Raw genomic sequence first — 11,582 nt, 5'->3', positions numbered from 1 at the left:
CCAGCAAAGCCAGACCGTGGCCGCCGGCACCAACCTGGACCTGGTGGCGCAGCGCGACACTAACCAGACCAGCGGCCGGCGCTGGCTGCATAACGTGGGCCAGCACATCAGCCTGTTCGTCGCCGGGATCAAGGACCAGATCGCGCTGAAGCTGATCGCCGCCAAGGGCAAGGTGCAGGTTCAAGCGCAGAGCGACAGCATCGAGGTCACCGCGGACAAGGACGTGACCGTCACCGCCTGCAAGGGCAAGCTGACCATCGCCGCCGGTCAGGAAATCCTGCTCACCAGCGGCGGCGGCTATATCCGGCTCAAGGGCGGCAATATCGAAGTGCACTGCCCGGGCGAAGTCAGCATCAAGGGCGCCAGCCACAAACTGAGCGGCCCGGCCAGCATAGGCGTGAACATGCAGGGCTTTCCCAGCGCGGAACGCTATGATGAGCAATTCCGCATTCTGGGCCCCACCGGCAAGCCCCTGTCCGGCCTGATGCTGGCCATCAGCGACGGACAGCAGCACTTGCTCCAGCACACCAGGTCGGACGGCAGCACCCAACGCGTCCATACCCAACAATCGACGCCGCTGGAGGCCAGCCTGGTATGGCATGAGATACTGCCATCCGAAGACATGCAGCCACCGGAAGGAGAACCGTGAGATGGCGGACAGCACCGCTTACCAAGCCAATACCAATACCACCGAGGGCTCCGTCTGCACCAATAAGGCCGACTGCAAAACCCCGCTGTCACAGGCCCAGGCTTTCGCCTACCTGCGTGTCTCGCGTCCAAGCCTGCTTTCAAGTATTTTTTCCAGCACCGAAGAGCAGAAACGCCCCGAGTCACGCCGCATCCTCAACAATTACGGTGACAGAGCAAGAGTGATTGCCGCCACTTACGCCCGCTTTTATCTAGAAATTGAGGAGCACGGCAATATCAAGAAAAAGGGCCGCTATTACTGGATGGCCCTGGGCGCCTTCGCCAGCAAAACCGTGGCCTGCACCATTGATGCCTGGCAATCCACCGCCGGGCGGGCGATGTCCCGCCCTTATCTGCCCAATATCATCGACCCCGACTTTGTCAGACGCCACCTGGCGCTGGGCAATTTCTGGCTGTTCCAGGACATCGCCCCCTTCCACTGGTATTACAGCCGCTACCCGGAACACTTCGATCAGTGCATGCCGTCGCGCGGCTGCAAAGACCTGCACAAGCAAGTCATCGACAATCTGGAGCGCATGGAACAAGGCGCGGAAGTGCTCCCGCAAATAAACTATCTGGCGGCCACCCCTAGTGTCATCGAAGGGTTTAAGCTGGTTCGACAAATAGAAAAAGAAACTGAACTTACCCCTCGAGCGGCCCTACAGTTGGAACACCTAAAACTCATCGCGGTGCATGAGCAGAAAGAGATCTTGCAGCCGTTAATGTATGAAAATTCCGCCTTCAAGAGTTGGGTAAAACTACAGCGCGAAGGCAAGGAGATGATCAAGGACACCATGTTCGACAAGCTTCTACCAGATATCGAGCTAGTTTTCACTCATAACTGCACCACCAATCAAAAAGAATTAAAATCCATACCTCCCACAGGCACCAAATTGGAAGATTACGACAGTAGAATGAATTGGATATTGGAGGCTGCAAATACCTTCCACGGTTTGATGGATACACAAAAAGACTTCATGGAGGCAGAATTGAAAGCCATGGCAAACTGGCATAGCAGCAATGACTAAAACAAAAAAAACTATTCTGGGCTTTCTGATTGCCATCGCCGCCATCGCAGCAATTGCTTTCAACACATCGAACAAAAGTCAAGAGAGCAGCAAAAAAATGACATCCACCTATCCAAGCAATATAGAATTGGCCCTCTATCAACGAGGTGATGACTGGCAAAAAAAATACCCGACAGCCATTGCCGCCGAAACCCGAAACTTTGGCTTGAATTTTTATAAGACACAATCCTTTGATCCCCCTCCTCTTCCCACAGTCACCATTGACGCAGGCGGAGTGAAAACGGTTATCCCCAAGGCTTTAAGTATCATGGGCATGGAAGACAAGAGCCGTGGTTTAGGAATAACTCGTATAAATATCAATGCCCGAGTCAAAAATGGCGGCGCACTATCTCATGATGAAGCCCGGCTCTACATTCTGGATCTCGTTGAAAAATTCACCGCTTTAGGCTGGAAAAATACATTCTTCTTAAGCAAGCCCAGGCTAAGTGGCGTCCATGCCTTGAACTACTATGGTTCTTTTGCACTAGACCCAAGCTACAAACTGTCTCTGGCAGAATGGATGCAATTTAAAGGGTCTCTCAACTGGAGATTCTATCTCAATCATACTTTTATGAGTTTGACTGTGGACCGGGATCAAGACCATTTGGACCCCAATAAGCCCGGCGCCTATATCATCAGCCTGACCATAGAGCCACACGAGGAGACACAAAGAAGAAATGTGGAGGAGAAGCAGCGTGACCATTGGCGTCAGCTATGGATTCCCATTGCCAGAGAGTTACGGTCCAAACGCAATATCGAGGAAGCCAAGCTCAAGGCTCAGGGCATTCCCATTGTCAGCGACTACAAAGACCCGGAGCTGCCGCCGCCGCCGCCGGGCCAGCAAAACCCGGTGATCCCCAAGGATCTGCAATAAGCTTGGCCGGCCTCGGATGGGGCCGTCTTTTTTGATGCTACGGACCAATATGAGTAAAACCGCCCTCATCACACTGGCCGCACTCCTTGCCATCATCGGGGTCATCGCCGTTATTACGTCCCGCGCTGAGCCGCCGCGCCAAGTGCAGGCGAAGCCGGCCTATCCTGCGCATATAGAACTGGCAATGTATCAGCGTGGCGATGATTGGCAAAAAAAATACCCAACCGTTGTTGCTGCTGAAACTCAAAATTTTGGCTTGAATTTCTACAAGGCTATGAATTTTGATCCCAATGCGCTTCCTAGCGTCACGATTAACGCTGGCGAAACAAAGACCGTCATTCCCAAAGTTCTAAGCATTTCAGCGACTGAAGAGAAGAATCGTTCTCCTGAGATAATCAGCATTTTCATCACTGCCAGGGTAAAAAATGGTGGCGCGATGTCTCATGATGAAGCAAGGCTCTACATCCTAGACCTCATTGAGAAGTTCACCGCTTTAGGCTGGAAAACAGCATTTTCCTTTAATAAACCCAGACTAAGTGGCATTCATGCCTTGAACTACTATGGCGCGGATGATCTGGACCCAAACTACAAGCTGTCTTTCGCGGAATGGATGCAACTCGATGGCTCTCTAAACTGGGAGCTTTATCTCAATCATACTTATATGCGCGTGACGGTGGACCGGGATCAAGATCATCTGGACCCCAATAAACCCGGCGCTTACATCATGAGCTTCACCATAGAACCACATGAAGAAGTGCAAAGAATGTATGTGGATGAGAAGGAACGTGATCACTGGCGCCAGCTATGGATTCCCATTGCCAGGAAGTTAAGGTCAGAGCGGAATATCAAGGAAGCCACTCTCAAGGCTCAGGGCATTCCCATCGTCAGCGACTACAAAGACCCGGAACTGCCGCCTGCGCCGCCGGGCCAGCAAAACCCGGTGATCCCCAAGGATCTGCAATAAGCTTGGCCGGCCTCGGATGGGCCCGGCCCTCTTAGAACGTGTTTACGATCTCGCGAGCTAAGGCGAGACAAGGCGAAAACGAGCGAAAAAGCGGAATGTACACGTGGTACATGAGCATTTTGAGCTGGTTTTCAACGCCGTATCGCCGACGCGCAGCAGATCGTAAACAGGTTCTTATGCCATGTTGAGGACGACGGCCTGAGCGAGGCGATTGAAGCACACAGAACCTAGCCCATGACTGACTACAGCATCCTTTATCACACAGCCTGCTTTGACCAATTCAAGCATGGTTCCAGCACAAGAACGGAGCGCATTGGCGCGCCGGATGCGGCCGAGTTTGCTCTCGTCATGGCTAAAAGCCAGGATGGCGGCATTGGCTTTGATCAGTGCGCGGCAAGCGACAATTTGCTCAAGGCATTGATTTCACATTGCTTCCACTTCAATGTCCAAAACGCGCTCTGCCCTCCGCCAAAAACGCCGCTGGCCTATCTGCCGCGCATGCTGTTCCGGGATAAGAATGGAAGATTCAAGGCGCTTCATGACGAGCACATGAACTTCAAGCAGGAACTCAAGAAGCACGCCATCCTGTCTCGGCACCGTGAAAGCAAGCCGCCATCCCAACCGCTGCTCAGCGCCTTCCTGGATGACCCGCAAACGGAGATCAATAGCCAGGTTTACGAACTGCTCGCCCATTCATGCCATTATGTTTGCATGGCAAAACTGGCCGGCGAATATGGCCATGGCGCGTTTGATGTGTTCTCCAACGATCTGGAGTTCTTTTTTACGGAGCTGGCCATTTTAGCCGGCCCACACACCGCCATCATTCCAGTGGAGCATCCATCGGCGCTGCCCATGAACTGAACGCCATCCTCCGCCCGGCCCACGCTTCGCGCCTCCGGCGCCACGTTGCGGCCCAACCAAGAGGCCGCAAACAGGAACCATATGGAACCCAAAATCAAGCCGCATGATGTGCTGAGGGTGTATGCCTTGCTTGAGAATATCCAGCAGCTATTCCATCAGCCGGACAATTACACCATGGAGAATTTTCAAAGGTTTGGCGAGGAAAACTACCCGGAAATCCACCAGCTTTACTACGAGGTGGTCTGGAATTGGCTGTCCGAGGAAGAACAAAACCAAATCATGGAGCGCCGCTAAGCGCCGGCGAGCCGGGCCGGTTTTAGAGCGTGTTTACGATCTCGCGAGCTAAGGCGAGACAAGGCGAAAACGGCTGAGAAAGCGGAATGTACAAGTGCTACATGAGCATTTCGAAGCGGTACTCACCGCGTCACGTCTCACGACGCGCAGCAGATCGTAAACAGGTTCTTAGCGCCCTGCGCCGCCCTCTGCCCTCAGCCAATCGAACAGATTCGCCATCGCCTCGCTGCGCAGCGTATCGCGCGGCCGCGACAGCCACCATTGCGCGCCCGGCTGGCGCGGGTAGCCGGCCAGTTCGCGCAGCCGGCCGTCGGCCAATGCTTCCTCCAGCGCCAGCGATGGCAGGCAGGCGATGCCGTGGCCGCGCAGGGCCGCGTCCAGCGCCAGCTGCGGCGCGTCGTAGACCGCGGCGATGCCGAAACGCGGCAGCAGCGCTTGCAGCGCGGCTTCCGCCGCTTCCGGCATGCGCATCTTTTCCAGGCAGATCAGCCGCGCCTGTTGCGGGTGGCGCTCGGCCGGCAGCGCCGCCAGCTGTTCCGCCAGCGCCGGCGCGGCGACGAAGCGCCAGTCTTCGCGCAGCCAGGCCGCATCTTCCCAGCCGGCCATCGCCAGCGGCTGGCGGCCGATGACGATGTCGACATCGATTTCGTCGGCCTGGCCCGGTTCTTCGTCGGTGGACAGCAGCGGCACGATGTCGGGATGGGCGGCGCGCAGCCGTTCCAGCCGGCCCTGCAACCAGCCATGCAGCACAAAGGCCGGTCCCACCAGCACCACCAGGCCGGGGTCGGTGTAGACCGCGATGCGATCCAGGCCGCGGCGCAGCGTGTCCAGCGCGCGCCGCACGCTTTGCTGCAGCATTTGGCCGGCAAAGGTCAGCTCGATGCCGCGGCCCACGCGCTGGAACAGCGGCTGGCCAACAAAGGCTTCCAGCTGCTGGATCTGGTGGCTGACCGCGGACTGCGACAGGTGCAGCGCCTCGGCGGCGCGGGAGACGCTGCCCAGCCGCGCGGCGGCTTCAAAGCCGGCCAGCAGCCGCAGCGAGGGCAAGCGGCCCGGCCCGGCCGCGCCCTCGTCTTCCCTGATTTGATCCTTGCTCATGGCGATGCGGCCTCTTGATGGAGAAGTGAGCGGCCTGGCCGGCATTAAAAAACCGCTCGCAAGCGAGCGGTTGGATGCGGCGGGGCGGCGCGGCTCACTCCAGCTGTCCATTCAGCTTGAGTTTGCCCACCAGCCAGGTGTGGTCGTAGCTGACGATCTCGAACGGGTTGCCGAAGGGATCGACAAAGGACAACGAGCAGAAGAAGCGATGGTCGCGCACTGAATCGCGGGCGATGGTCTGGCCTTCGCTATTGGTGACGCGCTCGCCGGCCAGCTGGTCTATCCATTCCAGGAAATCCTGGCCGCCGACGACGAAGGCGACGGCGCCCTGGTGGCTGACATTGCCGCTCTTATCCTCGTTCACCGCCAGGCTCACCGCCAGGCGCACCGCGCCGTTGGCGTTGACCAGCATCACCGCGCCGTGCGGCCCTTCGCGCATATGCTTGTAACGCGGGTCCGGGGCCATGGCCAGCACGCGCTGATACCATTTCAGGGCCTTGGGCACATCAGTCACTCGAATGTGGATGTGATCGATCTTGCCTAAAGTCAGCATGACTTCCTCTATTGTTTTTGATGCGACGGCACGGGGCGGCGGGCCGTCCTGCCGGGCGGCGCCCCCTCTACCCCTTGCCGCCACCGGTCATTCTTTATAACAGCAAGCAGCCTATCCGCGCATTGTACTTGATTGCCATCACGGGCGCTCGCGCTGCAACAAAGGCTGCAGATAGCGCCCGGTATGGCTGACCGGATTGGCCGCCACTTGTTCCGGCGTGCCGGTGGCGATGATCTGGCCGCCGCCGGCGCCGCCTTCAGGCCCCAGGTCGATCAGCCAGTCCGCGGTCTTGACCACGTCCAGATTGTGTTCGATCACCACCACGGTATTGCCGCTTTCGCGCAACCGATGCAGCACTTGCAGCAGCAGGTCGATGTCATGGAAATGCAGGCCGGTGGTGGGCTCGTCCAGAATGTACAGAGTGCGGCCGGTGTCGCGCTTGGACAGTTCCAGCCCCAGCTTGACGCGCTGGGCCTCGCCGCCGGACAGGGTGGTGGCGCTCTGCCCCAGGCGGATATAGCCCAGGCCCACGTCCATCAGGGTGCGCAGCTTGCGCGCCACGGTGGGCACCACGCTGAAGAAGTCCAGCGCCTGTTCCACGGTCATTTCCAGCACTTCGTGAATGCTCTTGCCCTTGTACTGCACTTCCAGCGTTTCACGGTTGTAGCGCTTGCCGTGGCACACGTCGCAGGGCACGTAGACATCGGGCAGGAAGTGCATTTCCACCTTGATCATGCCGTCGCCCTGGCAGGCTTCGCAGCGACCGCCCTTGACGTTGAAGGAGAAGCGGCCCGGGCCGTAGCCGCGCTCGCGCGACAGCGGCACGCCGGCGAACAGCTCGCGGATGGGCGTGAACAAGCCGGTATAGGTAGCCGGGTTGGAGCGCGGGGTGCGGCCGATCGGGCTTTGATCGACGTTGATCACCTTGTCCAGCTGCTTCAGGCCCTGGATGTCCTGGTAGGCCGCCGGCTCTTCGCTGGCGCCGTTGAGCTCGCGCGCGGTGATCTTGTACAGGGTGTCGTTGATCAGCGTGGATTTGCCGGAGCCGGACACGCCGGTGATGCATACCAGCATGCCCAGCGGCAGCTCCAGCGTGACGTTCTTGAGGTTGTTGCCGCTGGCGCCTATCAGGCGCAGCATGCGCTCCGGGTCCACTTCGCGGCGCTCGCCGCCCAGCGCGATGCGACGGCGGCCGGACAGGAAGTCGCCGGTGATGGAGCCGGCGCAGGCGGCCACTTCGTCCGGGGTGCCGGCCACCAGCACTTCGCCGCCATGCTCACCGGCGCCCGGGCCCATGTCCACCAGGTAATCCGCGGCGCGGATGGCGTCTTCGTCGTGCTCGACCACGATCACGCTATTGCCCAGATCGCGCAGCCGCATCAGCGTGGCCAGCAGGCGGTCGTTGTCGCGCTGGTGCAGGCCGATGGACGGCTCGTCCAGCACATACATCACGCCGGTCAGGCCGGAGCCGATCTGGCTGGCCAGGCGGATGCGCTGCGCCTCGCCGCCGGACAGGGTGTCGGCGGAGCGGGACAGGTTGAGGTAGTCCAGGCCCACATTGTTGAGGAAGGACACCCGCTCGCTGATTTCCTTGACGATTTTTTCCGCCACCGCCTGTTTCTGGCCGCTGAAGGCCAGTTGGGCGAAGAAGAGCGCGGTCTCCTTCAGCGGCATCTGGTTGATCTCGTACAGGGTTTTCTCGCCAACGAAGACGTGGCGCGCTTCCAGGCGCAGCCGCGAGCCCTGGCAGTGCGGGCAGGGCTGGTTGTTCTGGTACTTGGCCAGTTCCTCGCGCACCGCGGAGGAGTCGGTTTCGCGATAGCGGCGCTCCAGATTGGGGATGATGCCCTCGAACGGATGCGCGCGGCTGAACTTGGTGCCCTTCTCCGACATATAGCTGAATTCGATGCTGTCGCGGCCGGAGCCGTGCAGCACCACATTGCGCACTTTTTCCGGCAGGTCCTCGAAGGCGAGTTCGGCCACGGAGAAGCCGTAATGCTCGCCCAGCGCCATCAGCATCTGGAAGTAGAACTGGTTGCGCTTGTCCCAGCCCTTGATCGCGCCGGCGGCCAGGCTCAGTTCCGGATGCGCCACCACGCGGCGCGGGTCGAAGAAGGTGATTTCGCCCAGGCCGTCGCACTTGGGGCAGGCACCCATCGGGTTGTTGAAGGAGAACAGCCGCGGCTCCAGCTCCGGCAGGCTGTAGGAGCACACCGGGCAGGCGAACTTGGCGGAAAACCAGTGTTCCTTGGCGCTGTCCATTTCCACGGCGATGGCGCGGCCCTCGGCGTGGCGCAGCGCGGTTTCAAAGCTTTCCGCCAGCCGCTGCTTCATGTCCGCGCGCACTTTCAGGCGGTCTATCACCACCTCGATGGTGTGCTTCTTGTTCTTGTCCAGCTTGGGCACGGCGTCGATTTCAAATACTTCGCCGTCCACCCGCACCCGCACAAAGCCCTGGGCGCGCAGGTCTTCGAACAGATCCAGGTTCTCGCCCTTGCGGCCGACGATGACCGGCGCCAGGATCATCACCCGGCTCTCTTCCGGCAGCGCCAGCACGTGGTCCACCATCTGGCTGACGGTTTGCGAGGACAGCGGCACGCCGTGCTCCGGGCAATGCGGCTCGCCCACGCGCGCGTACAGCAGGCGCAGATAGTCGTGGATTTCGGTGACGGTGCCCACGGTGGAGCGCGGGTTGTGGCTGGTGGCTTTCTGCTCGATGGAGATCGCCGGCGACAGGCCTTCTATCAGGTCCACGTCCGGCTTTTCCATCAGTTGCAGAAACTGGCGCGCATAGGCGGACAGGCTTTCCACATAGCGGCGCTGCCCTTCCGCGTACAGGGTGTCGAAGGCCAGCGAGGATTTGCCAGAGCCCGACAGGCCGGTAATCACGATCAGCTGGTGGCGGGGCAAGTCCAGGTTGATGTTCTTCAGATTGTGCGTGCGTGCGCCGCGAATGCGAATGCTGTCCATATTGGAGCCGTTACTCACCGTCGGTCAGGGAACCTGTTAATATACCTGACTTGGCAAGTCTGACTCCACCAGTCTTTACACGCGGCGTCATCCGGAACGACGCCGAGTCGTTACTAGAACCATTGGGCGCGGCCATCGCGGCCGCCGCCCGTCAGCAACGCAAACGACGCACACAAGAATGAACGCAACAGAACTCCGGGCCAGCCTTGGCCTTTCCGGCATCTACGCCCTGCGCATGCTGGGCATGTTCCTGATCCTGCCGGTATTCGCCCTCTACGCCCAGACCCTGGACGGCGCGCAAAACCATACCCTGATCGGCATCGCGCTGGGCAGTTACGGCCTGACCCAGGCCTTGTTGCAGCTGCCGCTGGGCATGCTGTCCGACAAGATAGGCCGCAAGAAGGTGATTTACGGCGGCTTGCTGCTGTTCGCGCTGGGCAGCTTCGTCGCCGCCGGCGCGCACGACATCGCCACCCTGACCGTGGGCCGGGTGATCCAGGGCGCCGGCGCCATTTCCGCCGCCATCACCGCGCTGCTGGCGGACCTGACCCGCGAGGAAAACCGCACCAAGGCGATGGCGATGATAGGCATGTCCATCGGCACCACTTTCGCCGCCAGCCTGGTGCTGGGGCCGCTGCTGGCCAAGTACATCGGCGTCAACGGCATTTTCGCGCTCACCGGCGCGCTGTCGCTGGCGGCGTTGATAGGCGTGTGGCTGATCATCCCGGACCCGGTCAGTTCCCGTTTCCACTCCGACACCGAGGCCAATGCCAAGCGGCTGCCGGCGGTGCTGAAAGACCCGCAGCTGCTGCAGCTCAATTACGGCATCTTCGCCTTGCACGCGGCCCAGATGGCGATGTTCGTCACCATCCCCTTCGCGCTGATCAAGACCGCCCACCTGGACAAGACCCAGCACTGGCAGGTGTACCTGCCGGTGACGGTGATAGGCTTCCTGCTGATGGTGCCGGCCATCATCTACGGCGAGAAAAAGGCGCGGCTCAAACAGGTATTCGTCGGCGCCATCGCGCTGATGGCCGCCGCCCAGCTGGGCATGGCGATGGCGCTGGACAGCTTCTGGCAGATCGTCAGCTGGCTGGGCCTGTATTTCATCGCCTTCAATATTCTGGAAGCCACGCTGCCGTCCTTGATTTCCAAGATCGCGCCGGCGGATGCCAAGGGAACCGCGATTGGCGTGTATAATACCGCCCAATCCCTTGGCCTGTTCCTGGGCGCGGCCCTAGGCGGTTGGTTGTACACCCGCTTTGGCCCGACCGGCGTGTTCGGCTTCACCAGCCTGCTGATGCTAAGCTGGCTGCTGTGGTCGCTGGCCATGCGTCCGCCGATGCCGGTGCGCTCGGTGATGTTCCACATCGGCGAGGATTGGCGCGGCGATGCCGGCGACTTATCCCGGCAATTGGCCGCCGTGGCCGGCGTGCATGAAGCCGTGGTGGTGCTGGCAGACCGCGTCGCCTACCTCAAGGTATCCCAACAGCAATGGGACGAAGCGGCGGTGCAAGGCCTGATCGGGGCCACTTTCTGAGCAACGGCTCCAAGAAACGCCGCCACGTCGCGGCAACAGGCCAGATATTTAGATTTTTATTCGGAGACATCGATGAACAGCATCACCTTTGACGGCCGTCTGGCCGCCGACGCCGAACTGCGCTACACCCCCAGCGGTGAGCCGGTACTGTCGTTCCGCGTAGCCAGCGACATCGGCTTTGGCGAGCGCAAGAGCACCAACTGGTTTAGCTGCCAGGTATGGGGCAAGCGCGGTGAATCGCTGAAGAACTACCTGGCCAAGGGCCAGCAGGTGACCGTTTACGGTCAACTGACCCTGCGCGAATGGCAGGACAAGGAAGGCAATAAGCGCCTGTCCCCGGACGTGCGCGTCAACGAACTCAGCCTGCAAGGCGGCCGCAATGAAATGGGCGGTGGCGGCATGAGCGGCGGCGGCATGGACGACGGCTACGGCTACAACGCGCCGGCCCCGCGCCAGGAAGCCCCGCCCGCGCCGCGCCGCCAGGAACAGCGCCCGGCGCCGAAGCAGCTGGACGATATGGACGACGATATTCCGTTCTGAGAACCTGTTACGATCCGAGCGCCGGCTTTCGGCTCTCACACAGGCCTGCGGCGCGCCGCAGGCCTTTTTCATGGCCGCGGACAACGCCTAGAGCCGCCCGCGCAGCGTAGCTGAGCCAAGGCGCGCCGACGCAG

11 protein-coding genes are annotated in these 11,582 nt (G+C 60.2%); 8 read left to right on the top strand and 3 right to left on the bottom strand.

The window, feature by feature from the left end:
* From VI26_RS10635 to VI26_RS10610, 6 genes are all read left to right on the top strand, one after another.
* The coding region (locus tag VI26_RS10635) for a DUF2345 domain-containing protein (RefSeq protein ID WP_048409725.1) at nucleotides 1-649 on the top strand (649 nt) is incomplete at its 5' end.
* Nucleotide 650: 1 nt separating this feature from the next.
* Nucleotides 651-1,715 (top strand): hypothetical protein, encoded by a 1,065-nt coding sequence (locus VI26_RS10630; protein WP_053074360.1) that lies wholly within the window; start codon nucleotides 651-653, stop codon nucleotides 1,713-1,715.
* On the top strand, nucleotides 1,708-2,628 hold the full coding sequence (locus VI26_RS24505) for a hypothetical protein (RefSeq protein WP_156183836.1): 921 nt from the start codon (nucleotides 1,708-1,710) through the stop codon (nucleotides 2,626-2,628). The genes VI26_RS10630 and VI26_RS24505 overlap by 8 nt, the downstream gene beginning before the upstream one ends.
* A gap of 49 nt (nucleotides 2,629-2,677) precedes the next feature.
* Entirely contained in the window at nucleotides 2,678-3,592 is a 915-nt protein-coding gene (locus VI26_RS10620; protein ID WP_156183835.1) for a hypothetical protein, read from the top strand.
* Between the two features lie 234 nt (nucleotides 3,593-3,826).
* Nucleotides 3,827-4,453: a hypothetical protein gene (locus VI26_RS10615; protein ID WP_048409722.1), complete on the top strand. Its 627-nt coding sequence runs from the start codon at nucleotides 3,827-3,829 to the stop codon at nucleotides 4,451-4,453.
* A gap of 81 nt (nucleotides 4,454-4,534) precedes the next feature.
* Nucleotides 4,535-4,747, top strand: a complete 213-nt coding sequence (locus tag VI26_RS10610) for a hypothetical protein (RefSeq protein WP_048409721.1) — start codon at nucleotides 4,535-4,537, stop codon at nucleotides 4,745-4,747.
* 168 nt (nucleotides 4,748-4,915) lie between these two features.
* Here the strand turns inward: VI26_RS10610 and VI26_RS10605 are convergent, their stop codons facing one another.
* From VI26_RS10605 to uvrA, 3 genes are all read right to left on the bottom strand, one after another.
* Nucleotides 4,916-5,845 carry a LysR family transcriptional regulator gene (locus tag VI26_RS10605; RefSeq protein WP_048409720.1) on the bottom strand — a complete coding sequence of 310 codons (930 nt, stop codon included), beginning with the start codon at nucleotides 5,843-5,845 and terminating at the stop codon, nucleotides 4,916-4,918.
* Between the two features lie 94 nt (nucleotides 5,846-5,939).
* A complete protein-coding gene (locus tag VI26_RS10600) occupies nucleotides 5,940-6,398 on the bottom strand; it encodes a VOC family protein (RefSeq protein WP_048409719.1) in 459 nt (152 codons plus the stop codon).
* A 138-nt stretch (nucleotides 6,399-6,536) separates the two neighbouring features.
* Complete coding sequence (uvrA, locus tag VI26_RS10595; protein ID WP_048409718.1) at nucleotides 6,537-9,368, bottom strand: excinuclease ABC subunit UvrA; 2,832 nt, start codon at nucleotides 9,366-9,368, stop codon at nucleotides 6,537-6,539.
* A gap of 178 nt (nucleotides 9,369-9,546) precedes the next feature.
* Between uvrA and VI26_RS10590 the strand changes: the two genes are divergently transcribed.
* The gene (locus VI26_RS10590) at nucleotides 9,547-10,908 is read left to right on the top strand and encodes an MFS transporter (RefSeq protein WP_048409717.1); all 1,362 of its coding nucleotides are present in this window, start codon (nucleotides 9,547-9,549) and stop codon (nucleotides 10,906-10,908) included.
* A 72-nt stretch (nucleotides 10,909-10,980) separates the two neighbouring features.
* Nucleotides 10,981-11,448 (top strand): single-stranded DNA-binding protein, encoded by a 468-nt coding sequence (locus VI26_RS10585; RefSeq protein WP_048409716.1) that lies wholly within the window; start codon nucleotides 10,981-10,983, stop codon nucleotides 11,446-11,448.
* Nucleotides 11,449-11,582 lie beyond the last annotated feature (134 nt).

It is taken from the genome of Chromobacterium sp. LK1 (assembly GCF_001043555.1).
GTDB lineage: Bacteria > Pseudomonadota > Gammaproteobacteria > Burkholderiales > Chromobacteriaceae > Chromobacterium > Chromobacterium aquaticum.
This window is presented reverse-complemented; position numbering and strand designations above follow the sequence as displayed.